Here is a 22,170-nt window from a genome sequence, read left to right on the forward strand (position 1 = left end):
CTAATGCATTAGAAAACATTGGTCAAATAAGAGATCGGAATGCATTGTTTCAGGTCAACTGATTATCTTAGATAAAGTAGGATAAGCGCTGTGGTGAAGTGTTGCTAATCTATCGTGCGAATGGTGCCCATTAGATACAAGAATGCAATTTGACTAGCTCGTTAGCGACTTCGAGATCGTGCTCAGTATCGCCAATTAATACCGTCTCAGTTAATTTGAGATTGTGGTCTTTGACATATTCAAAAGCTAAAGTTTCGAAAGGTTCAACATTGAAATCAAAGCCAAGTTTCTCGTAATACTTAACGATCGGTAAACAAAACTGCTCTTGATAGTGTTTAGCGCTTAACGCTCATTGAGGTAATGGTTCATACTGTGAGAATCAATGATTCCCATGTACTGTCCCATGTCATTAATCACTATCCATGGAAAAATATAATTGTTTCGTATTTTTTCATGAATTTCACCGTCATTAATGGTTTCATGAACTACCTTCATACGAACATTCATCATAGCACTGACCCTTTTGCACAATGATTGATAATCCTGCATGGTTTCTCGCTCGGTCCCTAGAGAAGGGGTTGAGTATAGATAGAATTGCTCTCGAGTAATGATCCCGACACACTTTTTATCGACAACAACCGGCAGTACACTAAAGGAAGAGTCATCAAAGATTGTTTTTATATCTTTTAGGTTATTGTCAGGTGATAAAAGTGGCGGTTGTATAATTAAGCTCACTTTAGAACCACCAGAATTATCTAAATCTTTAACAAGCTTTCTGATTTTATCGTTGGTTTTTGGCGTAAGTTTGGTCACCGGCATTGGCCGCTCAAAATAGAATCCTTGTAAGTAATCTACGTTCAATTCTTTTAAAATATGGACTTCTTGAATATTTTCCACCCCTTCCGCCACAACCTTTACTTCAAGTGTGTGTGCTAAGTGAGTGACCATTTTTACAATATAGTAATTGTTAGACCCAACAGTGAGGTTAGTAATGAAATCACGGTCAATTTTCAAAACGTCAAAGTTGCCATCTTTTAGATATGCGAATGAAGAATATCCCGTTCCAAAATCGTCAATAGCAATTTTTAGCCCCTTTTGTCTGAGTTTTAAAAGTAAATTGCTATCATTATCTTCGCTATTGAAGTAGGCACTTTCGGTCAGCTCAATTGTGATAAAAGGTAGGTGATGAGCATAGGACTTAAAGACTTTCATTAAATCTTGAAACATTTTCTTGATTGGTTTGTTTGAGTTTAAGGAGATATTAATTGCTATCTGAATATCATTACCAAATAAAGCGGCTAATTTGTCGCGAGATTTTATCGCCATCTCAGCTATGGTGAGATCAAGCTCTGTGATTAATGATAACTCTTCTGCCACATTGATCATTTCGCCTGTATCAAGCAACTTGCCATTTTGATCTTTGAACCGACAAAGGGCTTCCAATTTCGTTACTTTCCACTGATGTGTACAGACGATCGGTTGGTAATATACTTCCAGAGTTTTTTCTTGAATAGCCTTGCGAACGATATCTTCATTACACTCCCGAACTTTTGCTTGATCATGTAGTGATCTATTGTAAAAACAGAAATTCGTACCATTCGATGAGTGTTTTTCATACATTGCTTGTAATGAATGCGAGATCAAATTTTTATCGATATTGGTATCCATACCTAGTACCGAGACCCCTATGGTGCTACTTGATATTTTCCGATAAACCTCCGCCTCTACTCGCTGCTTAATCGTGTTGAATCTTGTGCGTATCGCTCGGAATATAGACTGAGAGTGAGACATATCCGAAGAGCGGCTGTAAACGATACCGATTACGAATACATCTTTATGTAAGCAGCCTGCAATGCAGTCATTTTCGTAATATGCAAGTGCACTAGCGAGTTGCTTCTTACTTTCAAATACATCTTCTGTTTCAGTATTAAAATTCGGAATAAATGAAACGACCAGCATCCCTTGGTCTTCAGTAAGAGTATCAACGGTATTTTTAAGTTTTAACTCGAACTCATCTTGTCCTGGTAGTTGAGTTAATAGCTCTATTCCACCATGTTCTCTACCTGCGACTCGGTAGAGTTTCTCTGATAAGTTGTGGGCTGAACCCAGGTAGTACACATTATTTCTAATAGAGGTGATTTTTTGGATAACAAGCTCTTGTGGAATGGCCTTACCAGATTTAGTCTTACTTAAAATGAGCCCCGACCAAAATCCTTGAGTATTCAGCTTTTCCCACATATCCTCAAAAAATGCATTACCGTGTTTACCGGCATTAAATATCGAGGTTTTCTTTCCAAGAATTTCATCAATTCGATAGCCACTGTTTTGTTCAAATAAGCTGTTACACGCGATGATTCGAGTTTCATCATCAGTAACGATCATTCCTCGATGCTGATTTTCAAAAAGTTGATGGCATATAGATGAGAGATCTTCACTTGTTGGGGATACAAACAATGGCATTAATACACCAACGATAAAGTTCTCTGAGACCCTTTTAACAGAAATAAGGCAAAGACTAATGTTATTTGAAGCCGTCACCATACAAATTTTGATTGGTTCAGGGTCACCCCCTTGAACAGCTAATTCAAGCATGTTTATAAGTCGTCGCCTGTCATTCTCAGAAAACAGAGTTATAAAATCCTCAACAGTAGCCAACTCAGTTTCCTGAGAGATAATGTGCATTGTACGTAGCACTTTCAGATCCAGCTTAAATTCATTTGTGTTGGGTTTCCAAGCAAACGGAAGCTCCTTTTTGTGATGAAATCCAATTAAGTCTTCTTTTGTTAAACTGGTAATTTTTTGCATAATCAACTCAAACATAAGATAGGAAATAACAAACAACACGCATTCAACAGACAATGAATCAATTGAGAATACATATGCTACTCATATAGTATAGGAGTGATAACTTGTGAATGTGTAACTTTTAAAATTTTGAAAACTTAATTTTATTCATGCTGTTATCCGTATTTTTTCTTAGTAATAACGCTGATAACGCTTTGAATGGACAATGCTCATTTTTTGAACATCAACACAATGATCGAAGTTGTGAAGTATCACTCACTTTTATTGTGACTATTTTTGTTAGTCATCGTTAATTCAGCATCTATATGAAAAAAAAATAGATTCATTTTTGTACCCGCTCCACTAAAAAATCGACGGCTGCTTTTACTTTTGGCACTAAGTAGCGTTGTTTTTGATAGAGTAAGTAGACAGCCATATTGGTGTTTTGAGTTACGGATATTTCCTGTTCAAACATCAGTTCTTGCAGTTCTCCTGATTTGAGCTGTGAAGCCAAAGCCCATCTCGGTAACATTATGATGCCTTCCCCACGACACGCTTTTTTTGACAGCCAAGCGCCGTTATTTGATATTGCGACCGCGGGTCCGGAGACATCCTGCCATTGATTGTCTAAATGACATAACCAAGGCATAACCCCAATTGGCGACTTAAAATAAAGACCATGATGATTTTTTAACTCTATAGGGTTCTTCGGAACACCGTATTTTTCTAGATAGCAAGGTGATGCGACAGGAACAAAATTATTGTCCATCAATTTAATGGCGAGAACTCGTTCATTGGGGGCATAACCACCTCGAATGGCAATATCGACATCGTCACGACCAAGCGTTGACAACTCATCACTGAGACTGACATCGATAACAATCTCAGGATACAGTTCGCTGAATTCATCCAACAACGGAAACAAAATCTGATTACCAAAACCCACCATTGAGCTAATACGCAAACGCCCCATTGGCTTACTTTGATAGCTACGGACCGTTTCGTTGCTTTGCGCTAACTGATTTAATATTTTTTGTATATCGTTGTAATAGATTTGACCGACTTCGGTTAATTTTACAATTCGGGTTGAACGTTTGAGCAAAGTTGTGCCTAATTTCTTTTCTAAATCGGCGACACGTCGAGACAACGAAGATGGTGGAACATTAAACGTTTTTGCTGCTTTGGTAAAACTGCCGGTTTCGACAACTTTGCTGAAGTATCGGATAGCTCTTAGTTCATCCAATGAATATCTCCATTTTGTGAATAGGAAAGCACTGTTGCTTTATTATTGTTATAAAAGCAATTGTGATTCGCATTTTCCCCTATATATCACATAATTAAAACCAGTAATAATGCTCACACTTAGCGAATTAAGTACTAACTGTCCTATAAATTCACTCCTCGACTTTAGTACGGAACGACATTTATTACGCCTTAACACAAACAATGGAATTGGACTTATGATTACTCTGCATGGTTTCCCCTCGAGCAACTATTACAACATCGTAAAACATGCCCTTTTATATAAAGAGATCCCCTTTCAAGAGAATCTAATTTATGCTGGTGATCAGAAGCTGCTCGAAATCAGCCCTGCTGGCAAAATCCCTGTTATCACGACCGAATCAGGTTTCAATCTGTCAGAGTCGAGTGTGATTTGCGATTTTATTGAAGAGACATTCCCAGAGAATCCGCTATACCCAACCGATTCAAGTGAGCGAGCGGCCGTGCGTCAGATTATGAAGGTCGCAGAGCTCTATTTTGAGCTTCCAAGTAGACGGTTAATCCCCTACGCGTTTTCTGGCACGGAAGCTCCAGAGATGGTGACATCAGAAGTTCGCCAAGTGTTGAGTCGTGGAATTGCCGCACTCAGTCATTTATGCGAGTTTTCACCTTGGGTTGCGGGTCGTGAATTCACAATGGCGGACATTTATCTTTATCACGTTAATACGATCGTTAATGCTTTTGCCCCTTCACATCTGGATTGGGATGTTGTTGGCCAAGTCCCTGGAATGAAAGAGTGGAATTCAGTGATGAGTCAAACTGATGTTGCCCAAAGTGTCGAAGCAGATCGTTTAGAAAACATGCCAGAGTTTATGGAAAAAATTAAGGTGCAGATTCAAGCATTCAATTCTAAATAGCACTTAGATACTCGGTATTTATTACCCAAATAACGACTTATACTGTAGGAAAAATAATATGTCAGAGACAAATACTCAACTTACTTCAACCATCAGCGAAGACAATACACTGACGCTTGCATTGCAAAATATTGAGATGCCACAACCGGGTGCAGATGAAGTGGTTATTCGAATCGAAGCGGCGCCGTTAAACCCTTCCGATTTAGCGGTGATGTTTGGTGCCGCGGATTTAGCAACAGCGACCCAGTCTGAAACCGCAAACGGCCCAGCGATTACGGCTGACGTTCCCCCTCACTATATGTCATCACTAAAAAATCGTATCGGTAAATCTTTGCCTGTTGGTAATGAAGGCGCAGGAACCGTAATTTCAGCGGGGTCGTCTCCCGCTGCACAAGCGTTAATTGGTAAAACCGTTGCAGTAATTGGTGGCGGTACCTATCGTAAATTTTTATGTGCCAATGTACAAAGCTGCTTAGAACTCAAAGAAGGTACGACCGCGAAACAGGGTGCGTCTTCGTTTGTTAACCCGCTTACTGCGTTAGCCATGGTTGAAACCATGCGCGCAGAAGGTCATAAAGCGATTGTTCATTCCGCTGCCGCATCTAACCTAGGGCAAATGTTAAACCGTATTTGTATTGCCGATGGCGTTGATTTAATTAACATTGTTCGTAAACCAGAACAAGAAGCGCTGTTACGAGATCAAGGCGCTAAATATGTCGTCAATTCAAGTAGTACTACTTTTCTTGCCGATTTAACCACCGCGATTATCGAAACCGGTGCCACTATCGCGTTTGATCCAATCGGTGGCGGACAATTAAGCAGCGATGTTCTTAATTGTATGGAAGCAGCCATTTCTCGTGATTCAGATGAATACAGCGTTTATGGCACGACAACATTCAAACAGGTATACATCTACGGGGCATTAGATCGTGGCCCTATAACCCTTAATCGTAACTTTGGTTTTTCTTGGGGAGTAAATGGATTCTTACTGTTTCAAGCTTTAGGAAAACTTGGAGCGGAAACCGCTAGCTCAATGCGCCAACGAGTTGCGGATGAAATCACCACAACATTCGCAAGTCATTACACTCATGAAGTTTCTTTGGAAGATGCGCTCAAGATCGAGTCATTAGAAACGTATTCCAAACAGGCTACTGGTGAGAAGTACTTAATTACACCGCAAGTGTAAATTGTTCTAGCGTTCTAATTTTTAGCCATTCCGCCCTATTATGTATATTTCATGTAATGGGGCTGAAAGCCGTTAATTTACGAAATTCAGGGAGAACCGTTAGTATAAATTACTTTCGATTGAGTATTGGTGAATTGATCTTTTTCCAAAACAACGTGTTTTTGTCGTGAAGTCCAAAGCTACGATACGTGTGGGTTAAATCAATATATGCACGGCAATCGATTGAGTAGATTTGGTTTTCTGGAAACAAACCAGTACCAATGTTGGCAATGACTTTCCAGCCGAATGTAAAACTGGGACAATTTGAGATCGCTTGATGGTACGTACCAGTTTCATCTTTTATCGTACTCATACACTCAGATATTTTCACTTCTTCGCCAGAAAAACTTTTTTCTATACTCGCTACCTGTGAAGAGCAATTGCCACCAGTGATTGTGACTAACCGATGAGTCGGGTTACCAGACCGTTCGTAATCGAATGCAGATGCGATACTTTCATCACAATTGATCGAATACTTCGATTTGCGAGTAAACAAACTGCTGCCAATGTTCGCCATGACCTTCCAGCCAATCGTATATAACGGGCAATTTGAGATTGCACTATGCAAAGTCCCAGTTTCATCTTTTACGGTGCTTGAACATACTGAAAAGCTCCCCCTTCCCCCTCGAGCAGTTATTTGCTGAGCACAACCTCCATCGATAATTGTGACCAACTGTTGGGTTGGGTTTAGGCCATACAGTTCATAGTACATGGGGAGTGTAATTGCAGCGAGCGATAATAAAGCGACCAGTGTAGTCATAAATATTTTTTTCATAATCAGCTCATAGCATCCCTGTCGTTAAAACGAGAACGAGTTACTTCAATTATGCTCACTCTTTATGTGGCACGTGTTCATTGAATACTGCTTCAAACTTATCAAAACAAAAGGACTCATCATTTTTCTGTACTTAGTTAAAGTTGGACATAAACTCTTATAGTCAACTCTTCTCTAACTCAACTCTTTAGTCATAAAGCAGCTATGAGGATCATCTGTGTAGTCTGAAAAAGGTTCACAGTATTGGAAATTAAATTTTTCATAGAGTTTTCGAGCTGGGAGAAAGAAATCTTGAGTTCCCGTTTCTAGACTCACTTTTCGATAACCAAGGCTAGCCGCAGCATCAAGCGTATGGACTAGAAGCTTGGTAGCCACACCAGATTGACGCGCTGACGTTGATGTTCTCATTGATTTCAGCTCAACGTGTGTTGAGTTAAGCTGTTTTATGGCGACGCACCTGAAGCTCCCCATTAATCCAACCACTGAAGAATGTGATATCAGAGGATTTGAGTTCGTTTACATTCAATGCATGAACACTTTCTGGCGGAGAAGTCGCGTACATGTCGGCGAGATGTTCTTCTAATAACGTAATGACTTCACCACCTGAAAGATCATCTATTTTAATGTCCATATTTTGGTTGTTCCTATGTCAGTGTCGGTATGTCCAATTCAAAATTTCAGTAAAACCTAGCGTTAGAATACTTCCCGATAGGCAAATAAGCCCTGACTGCCACCGGTATGTAAAAACAGTTGATTGCTGCCGGGTTTGATCTTTCCTTTGGTGCATAAGTCGATAAACCCCGCCATGGCTTTTCCGGTATAAACCGGGTCAAGTAATATCCCTTCCAGTTCGGCACAGCGTTTTACCGCTGAAATCATCGCTGGTGTGGTCATTCCATACCCGTCACCATAGTAACTTCCGTCTGCGATGACTTTGCCTTCAGCCAGTTTCGGATTGATACCAAGATGCGTCAGCGTGTCTTTAAGTAACGCTATCACTAATTGTTGCTGATCGTCGGTAGAGCGGCTTACTGTGATACCAAGTACCGGAATGTCTGCTTGGGCAGCAATGAGTCCCGCCAATAAACCTGACTGTGTACCAGCACTTCCTGATGCCAAGACTATTTGGTCAATTTTAATGTCTTTGTCGGAAGTTTGTTGCAAGATTTCATTGGCGCAGCGAACATACCCCAAGCTGCCGATAACATTGGAACCCCCCATTGGAATCAAATACGGCTTTTTACCTTCTTCCTTTAAGCTTTTGATTAAGCTTTCTGTGTAAGCGTTACCGTCGTCTTCAAGTTCAAGAGCATGGATGTTTGCTCCACACAGCTGGTCGAGTAATACGTTACCGTTGTTATAGTAATCAGCTTTTGGTGTGCCCTTCACATCTTCTAATATTAGTTCACAAGCAAAACCAAATTTAGCCGCGGCAGCAGCGGTTTGTCTCGCATGATTAGATTGATACCCACCGATCGTCACTAAAGTATCAGCGCCCTGACGTTGAGCATCAGCGATCAAATATTCCAGTTTTCTCGCTTTGTTGCCGCCGCCAGCAAGCCCGGTGCAATCGTCACGTTTGATATAGACGTTGCATCCTAATACCTCAGAAAGACGTGACAAGTGCTCTAGTGGAGTTGGTGCGTGAACAATGTTTACTCTAGGAATAGTATTGAAATCGGGCATGATGGAGTATCGCTATTTAGTCAATGGTACGTATGCTCTTACCCCATTTGGAGTAAGTTTGCCGTGTTTAATGACTATAAAACACCAAAGTGATACTTACTGCAACCCATACATCACACTGCTACATTTGTACTTCCCTACATTTTTTCAGCAAAGTACGCCATTATTTCAGCGGTGGTCATTTCTTTGGTTTGATTAGAAAAACAGTAATAACTTGGTTTCATGTCACTAAAATATTGCATGTCCATTTCTAACCCTTCTAAGGTAGGAAATAACCCAACCGGCATATTGTGTTCGCCCGTTGCTTTCAGTTTATAAAAAAGATGCGTGCCACACTCAGAGCAAAATGCTCGAGATGCCCAAGCGGAGGATTCATACATTCTAACGAACTTCTTACCATCTATTTTTACATCTGTTCCACACTGTACGGCAAAAAAAGGTGCACCTCCCCAGGTTCGGCATGATTGGCAATGGCACACGGTAAACTTAGGATTAATATTATTAGCGACTATTGTTACAGCACCACATAGGCAGCTTGCATTTGAATGAGACATAGGAGTGGTTCCTTATTTACTTAAGAAAAAATGATATATGAGTGTTTGTATTCACTATAAGTCCATTACTTTGCGCCCAATTGCCCGACAGCTTGATAATGTGAAAAAATAGAACTTTCAATATCCATTTTAGAAAAGACTTTCTGAGCCTTAGCATTCTCCATAGCTTGCATAGACGCCGCTTGAGCAAGATTAGCATTTTCCCAAACGACAATATCGGTCCAACGGTTAAGTTCCTCACTGTAAAAATATCGACGACTTTGAAAACCTTCAAAACGCTGAACAACGGAATTGAGTGTTTCCATCGCTAGCTTTTGTTCATGATACTCAATTCCGTCGATAAATTTCGTACTGACTATTTCATAAGTTGAAGCAGAGCTCATTGACGAGGCTAACATGGTGATAGCAAGTGTGGTGCCCTTTGGATTCATTGTTGAAGACTCCTGATATTTTGTAAAAAACATGTTGGAAATACGTTTCGTGTCATTGGTAGTGATATCCTATTGGTAAATACGACACTTAATGACCGATTAATTATGCGCAGTTTTCAAAACAAGCAAGATAGGCTCGAAAAACTTATAGGGCTCTTAGCGAACAAAAATTTAACAACGACAAAATCACTCGCGGCATCCTTAGGTGTGTCGATAAGGAGTATTTCCAGAGATCTTACGCTGTTGCGAGAGCAAGGTTACGACATTGAAACCGAGCGTGGTGCGGGCGGTGGTGTTTCGCTATTAGGGATGACACGCCCTCCTCGCTTCTTCTTGAGTGATGAGGAGATTTTGAATACGTTAATGGCATTGGCGCTAACTGAGTCGTTAAGCTGTCCAATTTTAGGAGATACTATCTCTAGTGTGAAAAGCAAGCTGACCTTTTTTCTCAACAATGAGCAGAGAAAGCGAATCACCTTATTACGCCAGCGTGTGTTAGTAGGTGCTATCGCTTCAAGCGAAGTATCATCATCGGTTGTAAACATACATCAACCATTTCTTACTAATGTAAGCCAAGCATTTATTCAGCAACAAACACTCTCTATCGGCTATTTGTCCGAAAATGGCACCGAAACAACAAGGCGGATCGAACCTCAGTTCATACTACTCAACTGGCCAGCGTGGTATTTATTGAGCTGGGACTATTTAAGAGACGCACCAAGGTTGTTCCGCATCGATCGTCTCACTCATGCCAGTGTTGAGAATAATCGTTTTCGACTCAGAAGCATCAGAAGTTTAAGCGGTGATTTTGGCGAGTATTTTGACACTATGTAGTGACGTCGGTTATCTCACCAAATGAACGCATGTTCGCCGAGCGGTTCATAAATGTTTCTAACGTTTCTCTATGATCCTGATTCATTTAAGTTAACTTCAGTGGTAAATTTTACCGTACGTAACGAGACCGACGTATGGAACTTCCGTATATTGAGGTCTTTACGTATCGAACGATCTAGAAACGCTTCATATTGTGGAATATCATTGACACTCACAATAAGCAGAAAATCATAGCTGCCTGATATTTGGTAACATTGAGTTACTTCAGGAAACTTAAATATCATAGAGCGAAAGTTCTTGTAGATATCTTCTCTATCTCGCTCCATTTCGATTGACACAATAAACGTCATAGATTTCCCCACCAATTCCGGATTGACTAGTGACACGTCACCGATAATGGCTTTTTCTTGTCTTAAACGCCTGACTCGTTTTAGACAGGCTGGCGGAGACAATCCCACTTCTTCAGCAAGATCAACGTTAGGAATATTATTATTTCTTTGCATAATCATCAGAATTTTTCGATCTATGCGGTCAATTTCCATAATTTTGCAAACCTATATAAATAAGAACTTTTTAGATGTATTTTTTCTATATAAGAAATTTATCGTCACTATTAATAGCAAATTCAAAATACAATGAACGGCTATATCTTTATCATATTGTTATGAACTTAGCCATATAAGGCGATAAATGATGAATCGATTAATAGTCGAAATTAAACAAATAAGCGGTGAAATCAAGACGACCACCGTATCGTTATTTGCAATTATGATTCCTATGATTGTGCTGATAAAAATAGCCGATGATCTCGGTGGAGTGACGCTGCTAAGCTCACTTTTAGAACCGATAATGGCGAGCCTTGGGCTTCCGAGTTCGATGGCACTTGTTTGGGCAACGACCATGTTGACTAATATATATGCCGGAATTGTTGTGTTTATCGACTCCGGAGCCACGCTATCGGTCGCTCAGGTTACGGTATTAAGTAGTTTGCTATTGATATGCCATTCTCTCCCCTTAGAAGGTATTATTTCAAAGAAAGCGGGCGTTCCAATGTGGGTTTCTATCACTTTGAGAGTGGCTGGAGGATTTGTTTTTGCGTGGCTTCAGAATATGTATTATCGGTACTCAGGAACAGGCGAGCAAGCAGCTATGATACTCTGGCAGAGTGAACCGCGTGTTTACGAAAGTTACCTCGATTGGGGCATTGGGCAACTTATTAATTTGGGGAGCATATTTGTTGTCATCTGTGTACTGATTACAGGGCTGAGAATTTTAAAACTTCTTGGAGTTGAATATGCGATGGCATTATTAATGGCACCTTTATTGAAACTCCTTAGAGTTAGCAAAGAAGCTGCTAACTTAGCCGTTATCGGTATCACGTTAGGCCTTTCCTACGGTGGCGGTTTAATCATTAATCAATCTAAGAATGGGAATTTAACGGCGAGAGATGCCATGATAACGGTGATGTTATTGAATTTGCTCCACAGTATTATTGAAGACACCGCACTGGTGTTGCTGCTAGGGGCCGACGTGACTATGGTACTTTGGTTTCGAATTGTATTTTCTATTTTGGTAATGGCCATTATTTCTCAATTTTATCGAATGCCAAAACCAGATCTGAAATATGCCTCAAGCCCTAATAAATAAGTAAAAAAGCCCTTAATCATGAGACTAAGGGCTGTGACTATATTCTTACTTAACGATTAAGCACCGATGATACCGCCATCTTTACGAGTAATCGCAATCACAGATGAACGAGGAATGCTGTTTCCGCCTTCAGGGAAGTGCGAGTCAGCCAGTTTCTCACCTGGGTGTTGAATCCCAACAAACATGGTTTTGTAGTCTGGAGCAAAGGTTAACCCCGTCACTTCACATGCAACTGGGCCAGTTAAGAAGCGACGAATTTCACCGGTTTCTGGGTTACTACAAAACATTTGGTTATTGCCCATTCCAGCAAAATCTCCTTCGTTTTTATAGTTCCCATCGGTTTGAATCCAAAGACGTCCAAAACGGTCAAAGCCAATACCATCTGGGCTATTAAACATATTGTCTTTGTTGATGTTGTCACTGCCCGCCATAAGCCCAGAATCGTGTACTTCCGGATTTCCCGCTAGGACATAGATATCCCAGTCAAACGTATCCCCGATGTGGTTACGGTTGGTTGGACGCCAACGAATGATGTGACCGTAAGGGTTCTTCTCTCGAGGGTTTGCCACATTAAGCGGCTGCGACTCTTTTACACCACGGTATTTATTGTTTGTTAGCGTACAGAATACGGACTCGTTATCAGGGTGAACGGTTACCCATTCTGGACGATCCATTGTGGTTGCACCAACTTGTGTTGCAGCAAGACGAGCAAATATCAATACGGATGCTGCATCTGGGAATCCATTTTCAGGTGTAAGCCCGTTTTTGCCCCAAGTAAGCTCAAGCCATTCGCCTTTACCCGCTAACTCCCCTTCTGTGCCATTGAATTTAGCAACATATAAGGTCCCTTCTTCAAGAAGATCTAAGTTTGATGCCGCACCAGGAACATATTTGTTCTTAGATACAAATCTGTATAAGTGTTCACCGCGTTCATCATCACCTAAGTAAACAACAGCATGGCCTGAATCGTCTAGAGTTAAAGCGGCATTTTCGTGCTTGAAGCGACCAAGTGCACTGCGCTTTTTAGGGGTTGAATTAGGATTCATTGGATCAATTTCAACTACCCACCCCATACGATGTGGTTCATTTGGATGTTTTGCCATATCAAAGCGTTCATCGTGCTTAAACCAATCGTAGTTCCAGTCTTCTTTCTTGAGACCATAACGCGAATACGACTCATCAAATTCTTTGTCTGATGAAGCGCCAAAGTAGCCATTGAAGTTCTCTTCACAGGTGAGATACGTTCCCCATGGAGTTTGACCATTAGCACAGTTATTCATGGTGCCAAGAATTTTAGTACCTGATGGATCAGCATCTGTTTTCAGCAACTGATGTCCACGAGCAGGACCCGTCATTTCCATTTCGGTCGAAGCGGTAATTCGGCGGTTTACGCGACCATCTGGGTTCGTGACCCACTTACCATTCTTTTTCGTTAATTCAACAATGGAAACACCGTGAGCTGCTTGAGCTTTATATACATCATCTTCGGTGATGTTTTTGCCTTGGTGTGCGTAAAGATACTCTTTATTGACGTACTCATTGTTTACCGCAAGTACTGCTCTATCGTCAGAAACTGGGAAAAATGTCATCCCATCATTGTTGTCACCAAACTGCATTGACTGAGCTTTTGCGTCGTTCGATTGGCTAAATGCTGGCGCCCCTTTTAATACAGGATCGCCCCATGAAATCAGAATATCAGCCTGATAACCTGCCGGAACCACAACAGTGTCGGCCGTCGAAGTTGGAATTGCTTCAAAACCAATTGTCACAGTTTTGTTGGACATTGAACCGGCAATGGCTTGGCTCAATGGTGCTGCTGCAAAGAAACCGACGGTCCCGGCAGCGCCAGCAGATTTCAAAAAACTTCTTCGTGACATTGCAGCGTCGACAAGTCGATTGAATTCTGGCTCGTGAGTAAGTGGTCGTTGATCATTTTCTTGATTGAATTGCTTCATGAGTCGCTTCCTTGTAAGTGCAAACGTTGTATTTACCGCTTGCTATAGTTTTGCCACTAAGATGAAGTTTTTATATTTCAATTTCGTTTCATTTTGGTAATAGATATCTTAAGTATTTCTTACAGTTCAACATTTCTGGTTATTTATTGTTGTTTCCAATGGCGTAAAATGAGGTTTGCTCATAGAATAAAACCTCGGCAGACTTCACTCAGTTAAGGACGATTCCATGAAAACGGTTCTATGTTTTGGTGACTCAAACACCTGGGGTTACGCTCCAAACTTGTCACGTCGTTACAATCAAAATGAACGCTGGACTATGCTTCTTCAATCTCAACTCACTTCCGAGTATCGCATTATCGAAGAAGGTCAAAACAGCCGGACTACTGTGTTTGAAGATCCTTTTGAGCCAGGTAAAAAAGGGTTGGACTATCTTCTACCCTGTTTAGAAAGTCACCACCCAGATTTGGTCGTGATTTTATTAGGAACAAATGATCTTAAATCTCGGTTCAACGTCAGTGCAAGTGATATATCTAAAGGAGCGGCACGCTTAGTGCAAGTGGCACAAAATTTTGATCATGATTTTATGCCTAGCGCGCCTAAAGTTTTGCTCATCTCTCCACCCCTTGTTTACGAAGCTGATCCATTAAAAGAAGGATTCGAAGGAGCGGAAGAAAAGTCCAAACAGCTTGGACATTTTTATGAACGAAGAGCACAAGAACTCGGTTGTCACTTTTTAGACGCTGCTAAAATCATTACGCCGTGCGAAAAAGAAGGCATTCATTGGCAGGTTGAACAGCATCTTGTGTTAGCTGAAAAACTTGCCGAGTTAATTCCAAAGCTATTTAAGTAACTTAATCAGATTGGTACGGTTAACCCTATTTTAACCGACTGCATGGCAACGTTTGAGGTGAACTTTAAAATAGTATCGTCATCGAGAAACAATTCTCGTGTTATCGCCTGATATCGTTGCATGCTTTCTGCTGTAATTATTACCACAAAATCTTTTTCGCCAGCAATGTAATAACATTGTTGGACTTCAGGATGATCACATACTTTTCTTTTGAATCGCTCAATTACCGACGCCCCCCCCTTTACCATAACTACATCAACGACGATAGTGACAAATCCGCCTAGCTGGTCACTATCGAGAATTGCAACTTCCTTCGAAATAACGCCAAATTCCTTAAGCCTCTTGATTCTTCGCTGGATAGCCGTTGCGGATAGACCAATTTCAATCCCCAGTTCTTCAGACGTTTTTTTGTTGTTATCTTGGACACTTTTTAGTATTTGCCGATCAAAATCATCCATACGCAGCTTTTCCTCTAAATTAATGTATAAATGCAGTAATAATTCATATTATCGCTCGTTAAGCTGCAATGTAAAGCTTCGGTTGATTTATCCTAGAGTAATACATCATCGGAGAGGCGTAATAATGATAGCTAATATTAAAAATAATGGAGTTGGGCTCGTTTTGGGGATTATTGCCTCGTTAATTTGGGGAAGTTGGCCAGTAATATCTAAGATTGGTGCCACGCACGCTCTCACCCCTATAGACATCGCAGCACTGCGTTTCTCAATCGCCGGTCTGATTTTGTTTCCTGTATTAATCCATCATGCTATACATGTTCGAGTTATTCTGACTAAAGGTACCTTGTTGACTATCGGTGCGGGTGCGCCCTACGTCTTACTTGCAACACACGGTATAAACCTATCTTCTAGCGCTCACTTTGGTGCAATTGCCCCAAGCACGATGTTGGTGTTTTCATCCATAGGTAGCGTCTGGTTATTCAAAGAAACAATCGATATAAACAAGCGTTTTGGGATTGGTGCCATAGTGGTTGGAGTGGTTACTATTGGATTATTCAATGTGAACAATATTACTCAAGCAACTGTGTTTGGTGATCTAATGTTTGTTGGTTGTGGTGCTTTATGGGCATCATTTACGTTGCTTGGTAAATATTGGCGACTTGATTCATGGGTGGCAACTGCATTGGTTTCAGTCGTGTCCGGAGTTATTTGTGCGCCATTTACTTTTGATGTTATTCAAAATACGCCGGTAGATTTACTGCTCTTACATGGCGCCTACCAAGGTATACTTGTCGCGATTGTTGCTTTGTATTGTTACTCGAAAAGCGTCGCTTGTTTAGGCGCTATGAAAGGAGCAATATTTGCGTCTCTTGTCCCGCCTGTTGCATTGGTTTTGAGCTTTTTACTGCTGGGCGAAACCATGAGCACCCAAGAAGTTATGGGAGCATGCTTGATCATTTTTGGTATGATTTTAGCGCTAGGAATGGTATCGATTTCTCGTCCCGCGGTCTCAATAAAATCGAAATCGTTGGATTAATTAATACTTTTGACGCTAATAAGACTAAACCCCATTCCAACAAATAAACCGCCACTAATACGCTGGAACCACTTTACATTTTTCGAATTAGACAGAAACCCTTTACTTCGCTGAGCTAAGTAGCCATAAGTGGTTAATGATGAAAACGAGAAGAACATAAACAACAGGGTCATTATTGAAAACTGAAATAGTAACGGTCTATCTGCATCGATAAACTGAGGGAAAAGAGCAGTAAAAAATATGATGGGTTTTGGGTTGGTTACCGCAATGATGAAGCCCTCTTTAAAATAAGAAAACAGTGAGCGTTCTGCTTTAACTCCTTGGTAAAGAGGTTTCTTTTGTATTGAATTGCTTGAGCGTATTTGCTTAATTCCGAGATAGATCAGATACCCAGCCCCCAATATCTTAACCGCCATAAACAGCACCGATGACGCGAGAAGAATAGCGCTTAAGCCAGTAATCGAAACTATTGATAGGATCATTAAACCAAGGATGTTGCCTAAAGCGGATACCACAACACACTTAACACCGCTAACCGCCCCGTTATAGATCGCTAGAAATACTGCTGGCCCAGGGCTAATCACATAGAAAAAGGCGACAAAGAAATAAGTTAATAATGTGTCGTAATTCATAATTGTATTCCTTTCTTCCTTACTTCCTTACTTCCTTACTTCCTTACTTCCTTACTTCCTTACTTCCTTACTTCCTTACTTCCTTACTTCCTATCTTTGACGAGTGATGCCATGAAAGTCAAACATTAACACTGCCTTATCCATTCCGATAGTGTCAATTTAATCTAAATTCAGTCAGTTAGATCTCCAAACCGTACGGACTCATAAACAGCGTTCTACCCTCAAATTCTAAGTTTGCAAGAGAGTGCATATTTATACAATTTGAGCGATGACATCTAATGCCCAATCGGCAATATAGATTTTTGTCAGCGCTGGCGTTTTTTTATCTTACAAAGAGAACTTATTATGAGTGATAAATCAAATCTGAAACCACTACCTCCCTTTGTTGAAGAACGCCTAGGTTTTTACCTTACCGATCTAATTCATCAGAATGAAAACCACAAACACTTGGTTTTAGGGAAACGTCCTCAGCGGGATGCCATTGTCATGCAAAGTAATGACTACCTGTCATTATCGCATGACGAAAAGATTCAAAAAGCACACCGTGATGCTATAGGAGAAAATGACGATAACGTCGTAATGTCGGCAATATTTTTGCAAGACGCTGTATCAAAGCCAGCGTTTGAGAATCAACTTGCCGATTACATGGGGTTCGAGAGTTGTCTACTCGCGCAATCTGGTTGGGCTGCGAATATGGGGTTGTTGCAAACAATTTGTGGACCAAACACGCCTGTTTATACCGATTTCTTTGCACATATGTCTCTCTGGGAAGGAATTAGGGCTGCAGGCGCTCGTGCCCACCCTTTTATGCACAACGACATCAACCACCTTCGTAAACAGATTCAACGTTATGGCCCCGGCGTTATTGTTGTGGATTCGGTGTACAGTACGATTGGCACAATCGCGCCATTACGAGACATCTACGAAATGGCTCAGGAGTTTGGTTGCGCTTTGGTTGTCGACGAATCTCACTCTTTAGGTGTCTATGGCGAACACGGTTCTGGCTTGGTCAAAGCACTGAACCTTACCGAGCAGGTCGATTTTATCACCGTCAGTTTAGCGAAGACATTCGCTTATCGTGCCGGAGCAATCTTAGGACCAAAAACGCTTGCACAGACATTACCCTTTGTAGCCTATCCTGCGATATTTAGCTCGACAGTATTGCCTCATGAAATTGTACGATTGGAACAGACCCTTGACGTAATTAAAGAGTCTGATGGTAAGCGAACAAAACTAGCCGATCGAGCAAAACAACTTCGTTGTGGCTTAATACAGATTGGTTTCAATATCCGCAGTGAATCTCAAATTATCGCTCTCGAATGTGGAAATGAAAGAAATACCGAACGTGTGCGTGATTTCCTTGAAGACCGTAATGTATTTGGCGCGGTATTCTGTCGTCCAGCAACAGGAAAAAATCGAAATATCATTCGATTTTCGGTTAATTCTGACTTGACGGTGGATGACATTAATCATGTCTTAGCGGTGTGTAAAGATGCATTTCTCCATCCCGAATTAGAGTTCAATTAGAGACTAAAAACGGTAAGTTATAAGATTTACAGAACTCTGGATCGCTCAGAGTTCTGTTTCTCAAAATTTTACACCCAATTCGAAATTTTGTTTAGAAGAGTATTTTTATCGACCGGCTTTACAATGAAATCAGAGATCCCTGATGATGAAATGTCTTTTAGTGTATCTGGTGAATTGTCACCCGAATGAGCGATGATAGGAATTTGCGCAAAAGCTTTATGACTAGCACGGATAGTACGCGACGTTTTAATTCCATCCATGATAGGCATTTCGATATCCATAATAATTAGATCTACGGCTGTATGTTCCAAAGCTTCAAGTGCTCGTTTGCCATTTTCCTTTTGTATGACATCAAAGCCTTGTTTTTCCAGCATTATCGCAGTGAATTTTCGTATCGAATCATTGTCATCGACCAACATTATGGTTCTATGTTTTTGATTAACATCTCGGCTGTTAGGACATTCGAGATCTATTGGGTATTCAACGAACAATAAATGGTCAATAATCGACTCACTCTCTTCGAGCCATTTGTGTATTTCAATCCATGCCGGTTGAAAGGAGGCTTTATGAGGTAGGTCAAGCGGCACTTGGTCATACAAGTAAACAAACCTTGCTGATGACCCGATCGCGTCTAACTGATTTACCAATGGTCCCGCATTTTGAATATCAACAACAATCAAATCATGATTGAATTCAAATGTTCTTTGGGCCAATGCTGATGCAGGGTTGTAAACGACAGGCTTGAATCCTAATGAGGCCGCAGCGCGGTTTATATTCGCAATAATCTCATCATTGTCACCGATATAGAGAAGAGTTTTAAGTTTAGTGAGTTCATACTTAATACTTTTAACTGCTTCAGACTCAATCAAGGGCATAGTTAAAGTAAACTGCGTCCACTTTCCGACTTCTGAACAGCAGCTAATATTACCACCAAATGAACGCATCACTTTTTTGCAGAAAGGCAGTCCTAAGCCGTAATTACCTGACTTTCCGGTTGTATAAAAATCTTGAAAGATATTTTGTATAACATCGTTAGATATGCCTGCCCCGTTATCAGTCACAACAATCTGATTCTTATCATTACCATGAGTCAACACGATATTAATATGAAATCCCGCAGAGCTACGATGGTAGAAGGCATTCTTGATTAAATTAAACATGACATATTTGAGCAAGGAGCCACTGCCAAAAAACATAAATTCTGTGTTCACATCAATAGAAATGGCATCTCGATCAATTGGGGATTGATAGCTAAAATCTTCGATAGCACTCTCAACCGTCGTTTGCGCCGAGTAATGTTTGAATGTCGAACGCGAAACGCGATTTTCATCGATTGAAGTCAGCAGTAAATCAATCGTTTCATTTCCTGAATGAATAACTTTGAGGGCATCAGTGCTGACTTCTCTTAGTAATTCGACATCTTTGCGACTTATCAGACATTGATTGGTATTACTGTCTTTTAGAATGGGTAGCACCGACTGTATGACATTAATCGATGATGAAAGGCCACTTAATGGAATTCGCATCTCATGTGCAATCCCAGCACCAAAGGATTTAGCAATTGACACTTTCGCTTCGTGCTCGACTTGGTTTCGAACGCAAAACAGGTTACCAAATAGATAGATAAACAAAAACACTGGAATGTGCGACCAATCCATACGAAATTCGATGGCATAATCTTGATTTAGCCAGGCTAAACCTATCGCTAGTGTTACACCTATAAACGTTTGCGCGAACATAATTAAAGTTACGTTCACAAGCAAAATATGAATAAAAATTGCTGTCATAAATGACATAAGCCAAACGGTGTTCCATTCATTCATAAGAAGCATATAGAAGAAGAAACTGGGTAAACAAATTATGATTGTGATTTGATATAAAATAGGTAAATGATCACGCCATTTCATCGGAAAATGGTTACGATAGATAAGACCAAAGAATAGTCCCGAGCACAGCAGCCGGAATCCAATATTTTCATAGGGCTGAGGGAAGATAAACGCCCAGATAATGTAATATACCGGGAACCCGATAAACCCCATCCACCCAACAAGAGTGAGATTTGGCTCTGCATATTGATAGACTTTTTTAATGTTTTCCATCTTTAATATCAAGTCACTAGACTATGAGATTGATTCGACAACGGTGAGTTGTTGATTTCAAATACCTTATATGTCCTTTATTGCATACAATTCATATAGTTGCAATCTAATATTTAATAATTCGTTGATGATTATCCGATTTCATTCATTGGTGATATTCAAAACGCTATGAAGGTGCCTAGCTATTATTAACTAAAGAATCAAATGCGGATACCGATGCATAAAAGGCATCCTTATCTTTTTGGGAAATAGTGGTTGCGATTGGTAAGTCAGCTTTCATCGCGTCAACTGCCCGGTTTCGTACTAATACTTCAAAGTGTAAATGAGGACCAGTTAATCGACCTGTAGCACCAGCTAGTGCAATTTTTTGGCCTCGCGTGATTTGTTGGCCATTTTTCACTAAGAACTTACTAAGATGAAGATAACGTGTTTTATAGACGCTGTTATGTTGAATCACGAGGTATTTCCCAGCATAAGGGTGATTTCGTAATCCGATTACTTTCCCGTCACCGGTCGAGTAGACTGGCGCTCCTACTGGCGTCCCAAAATCAGTACCATTGTGTGGTGATATTCGTCCTGTAACGGGGTGTTTCCGTCTCGGATTAAAAGAAGACGTAATTCTGCGATATTTCTTGTCTACTGGATATCGGTTAAACGCGCGTTCTAAACTATTCCCTTCCCTATCATAGAATCGTCCATCTGGCGCTAAGAATGCTGACACTTCTCTTTTAGAAAGACCTCTAGAAAAAGTAAATGAGATTGCTTGAATTTCGCTATTTCCAGTTGGGCGATCATGTAAGAATTGTTGCTTAACCAAAATATTAAACCGATCACCTGCATGTAATGATCTAGAGAAGTCAATTTTATCGTGTAGGACACGAGTGATATTGCCTATTTGATTTGATGTAAGTCCAAGCTTGTTTGCGGATACAGAAAAACTTCCTGTAATGATCCCTGAAAACAACTTTTCACGCCACTCTCCAGGAATCTCATTCAACTGATATGAGAATGAACCATCTTGCTCTTTGGTATATACCGCGTGTTCGACCAAGCTGATATGGTAAATCATACTCAGTAATTCATTATTGCTAGAAACAACGAATTCCAATTGCTCGCCGGGTTTTATGGTATCAAGCCGAAGGTGATTGAGATCGACTGATAAAATATGCTGTAGCGTTTCAAGAGAAATTTCTAACTGGGAAAAAATATTACTAAGCGTGTCACCAGGTTTCACTGTGTATTGTATTTTTTCTGGTTCTAAAGTTTCTATTGGTCCGTCTACTAATTGGATATCTTCAGTCTTTACGATTGGTGTTGTTTGATCGACCAGTTGCGTTGTAACTTCTTTTTTATTCAATACCGAGTGAGATGCAGGCTGATTTGAATCATCAACGGTCGGGATAAGGTAAGCAGAGGTAAAGGCGAGTACCGCAGTGACTGAAGCAATAGTTCTAAACATTTTCATGGGGTAACACTTACTTTATTCTCTTGATAATCCATTACCGACATAACAACAATAATCATTTACATATATAACCG

At 40.5% G+C, this 22,170-nt stretch carries 19 protein-coding genes and 1 pseudogene; 7 read left to right on the forward strand and 13 right to left on the reverse strand.

Going from position 1 to position 22,170, the window contains the following annotated elements; translation table 11 throughout:
- Positions 1 to 342: 342 nt before the first annotated feature.
- Both ACXJY6_RS11990 and ACXJY6_RS11995 read right to left on the reverse strand, forming a co-directional pair.
- Positions 343 to 2,805: an EAL domain-containing protein gene (locus ACXJY6_RS11990; protein WP_458768489.1), complete on the reverse strand. Its 2,463-nt coding sequence runs from the start codon at positions 2,803 to 2,805 to the stop codon at positions 343 to 345.
- A gap of 322 nt (positions 2,806 to 3,127) precedes the next feature.
- Complete coding sequence (locus ACXJY6_RS11995; protein WP_458768490.1) at positions 3,128 to 4,027, reverse strand: LysR family transcriptional regulator; 900 nt, start codon at positions 4,025 to 4,027, stop codon at positions 3,128 to 3,130.
- A 217-nt stretch (positions 4,028 to 4,244) separates the two neighbouring features.
- Between ACXJY6_RS11995 and ACXJY6_RS12000 the strand changes: the two genes are divergently transcribed.
- Complete coding sequence (locus ACXJY6_RS12000; protein ID WP_458768491.1) at positions 4,245 to 4,922, forward strand: glutathione S-transferase family protein; 678 nt, start codon at positions 4,245 to 4,247, stop codon at positions 4,920 to 4,922.
- Positions 4,923 to 4,980: 58 nt separating this feature from the next.
- Positions 4,981 to 6,108, forward strand: a complete 1,128-nt coding sequence (locus tag ACXJY6_RS12005) for a zinc-binding dehydrogenase (RefSeq protein ID WP_458768492.1) — start codon at positions 4,981 to 4,983, stop codon at positions 6,106 to 6,108.
- A 109-nt stretch (positions 6,109 to 6,217) separates the two neighbouring features.
- On the opposite strand, the gene ACXJY6_RS12010 is transcribed toward ACXJY6_RS12005, so the two are convergent.
- The 5 genes and pseudogenes from ACXJY6_RS12010 to ACXJY6_RS12030 all read right to left on the reverse strand — a co-directional run bounded on the left by ACXJY6_RS12010 (position 6,218) and on the right by ACXJY6_RS12030 (position 9,593).
- Positions 6,218 to 6,922, reverse strand: coding sequence for a hypothetical protein (locus ACXJY6_RS12010; RefSeq protein ID WP_458768493.1), 705 nt, complete (start codon positions 6,920 to 6,922; stop codon positions 6,218 to 6,220).
- A 174-nt stretch (positions 6,923 to 7,096) separates the two neighbouring features.
- Positions 7,097 to 7,553, reverse strand: a pseudogene (locus tag ACXJY6_RS12015) (GNAT family N-acetyltransferase).
- A 62-nt stretch (positions 7,554 to 7,615) separates the two neighbouring features.
- A complete protein-coding gene (locus ACXJY6_RS12020; RefSeq protein WP_458768494.1) occupies positions 7,616 to 8,608 on the reverse strand; it encodes a D-cysteine desulfhydrase family protein in 993 nt (330 codons plus the stop codon).
- Between the two features lie 137 nt (positions 8,609 to 8,745).
- Entirely contained in the window at positions 8,746 to 9,162 is a 417-nt protein-coding gene (locus ACXJY6_RS12025; protein ID WP_456049801.1) for a GFA family protein, read from the reverse strand.
- Positions 9,163 to 9,227: 65 nt separating this feature from the next.
- Entirely contained in the window at positions 9,228 to 9,593 is a 366-nt protein-coding gene (locus ACXJY6_RS12030; RefSeq protein ID WP_456049802.1) for a hypothetical protein, read from the reverse strand.
- Positions 9,594 to 9,698: 105 nt separating this feature from the next.
- Here ACXJY6_RS12030 and ACXJY6_RS12035 point away from each other — a divergent pair, with 105 nt between their 5' ends.
- A complete protein-coding gene (locus ACXJY6_RS12035; protein ID WP_458768495.1) occupies positions 9,699 to 10,427 on the forward strand; it encodes a helix-turn-helix transcriptional regulator in 729 nt (242 codons plus the stop codon).
- 68 nt (positions 10,428 to 10,495) lie between these two features.
- Here ACXJY6_RS12035 and ACXJY6_RS12040 read toward each other — a convergent pair whose 3' ends face one another.
- Positions 10,496 to 10,969 carry an Lrp/AsnC family transcriptional regulator gene (locus ACXJY6_RS12040; protein WP_458768496.1) on the reverse strand — a complete coding sequence of 158 codons (474 nt, stop codon included), beginning with the start codon at positions 10,967 to 10,969 and terminating at the stop codon, positions 10,496 to 10,498.
- Between the two features lie 151 nt (positions 10,970 to 11,120).
- Between ACXJY6_RS12040 and ACXJY6_RS12045 the strand changes: the two genes are divergently transcribed.
- On the forward strand, positions 11,121 to 12,074 hold the full coding sequence (locus tag ACXJY6_RS12045) for a hypothetical protein (RefSeq protein WP_458768585.1): 954 nt from the start codon (positions 11,121 to 11,123) through the stop codon (positions 12,072 to 12,074).
- 56 nt (positions 12,075 to 12,130) lie between these two features.
- Here ACXJY6_RS12045 and ACXJY6_RS12050 read toward each other — a convergent pair whose 3' ends face one another.
- Entirely contained in the window at positions 12,131 to 14,029 is a 1,899-nt protein-coding gene (locus tag ACXJY6_RS12050; RefSeq protein WP_456049805.1) for a PhoX family protein, read from the reverse strand.
- A 226-nt stretch (positions 14,030 to 14,255) separates the two neighbouring features.
- Here ACXJY6_RS12050 and ACXJY6_RS12055 point away from each other — a divergent pair, with 226 nt between their 5' ends.
- The gene (locus ACXJY6_RS12055; protein ID WP_458768497.1) at positions 14,256 to 14,879 is read left to right on the forward strand and encodes an SGNH/GDSL hydrolase family protein; all 624 of its coding nucleotides are present in this window, start codon (positions 14,256 to 14,258) and stop codon (positions 14,877 to 14,879) included.
- 5 nt (positions 14,880 to 14,884) lie between these two features.
- On the opposite strand, the gene ACXJY6_RS12060 is transcribed toward ACXJY6_RS12055, so the two are convergent.
- Positions 14,885 to 15,337, reverse strand: coding sequence for an Lrp/AsnC family transcriptional regulator (locus tag ACXJY6_RS12060; RefSeq protein ID WP_458768498.1), 453 nt, complete (start codon positions 15,335 to 15,337; stop codon positions 14,885 to 14,887).
- Positions 15,338 to 15,461: 124 nt separating this feature from the next.
- Here ACXJY6_RS12060 and ACXJY6_RS12065 point away from each other — a divergent pair, with 124 nt between their 5' ends.
- Entirely contained in the window at positions 15,462 to 16,373 is a 912-nt protein-coding gene (locus ACXJY6_RS12065) for a DMT family transporter (RefSeq protein WP_458768499.1), read from the forward strand.
- Here ACXJY6_RS12065 and ACXJY6_RS12070 read toward each other — a convergent pair.
- Positions 16,370 to 17,005: a LysE family translocator gene (locus tag ACXJY6_RS12070; protein ID WP_458768500.1), complete on the reverse strand. Its 636-nt coding sequence runs from the start codon at positions 17,003 to 17,005 to the stop codon at positions 16,370 to 16,372. The genes ACXJY6_RS12065 and ACXJY6_RS12070 overlap by 4 nt on opposite strands.
- Positions 17,006 to 17,350: 345 nt before the next feature.
- Between ACXJY6_RS12070 and cqsA the strand changes: the two genes are divergently transcribed.
- Positions 17,351 to 18,532 (forward strand): alpha-hydroxyketone-type quorum-sensing autoinducer synthase, encoded by a 1,182-nt coding sequence (gene cqsA / locus ACXJY6_RS12075; RefSeq protein WP_458768501.1) that lies wholly within the window; start codon positions 17,351 to 17,353, stop codon positions 18,530 to 18,532.
- Positions 18,533 to 18,600: 68 nt separating this feature from the next.
- Here cqsA and ACXJY6_RS12080 read toward each other — a convergent pair whose 3' ends face one another.
- Both ACXJY6_RS12080 and ACXJY6_RS12085 read right to left on the reverse strand, forming a co-directional pair.
- On the reverse strand, positions 18,601 to 20,631 hold the full coding sequence (locus tag ACXJY6_RS12080; protein ID WP_458768502.1) for a hybrid sensor histidine kinase/response regulator: 2,031 nt from the start codon (positions 20,629 to 20,631) through the stop codon (positions 18,601 to 18,603).
- Between the two features lie 178 nt (positions 20,632 to 20,809).
- Entirely contained in the window at positions 20,810 to 22,096 is a 1,287-nt protein-coding gene (locus tag ACXJY6_RS12085) for a peptidoglycan DD-metalloendopeptidase family protein (RefSeq protein WP_458768503.1), read from the reverse strand.
- Positions 22,097 to 22,170: the final 74 nt, after the last annotated feature.

The sequence above is a fragment of the Vibrio phycocola genome, assembly GCF_054404255.1.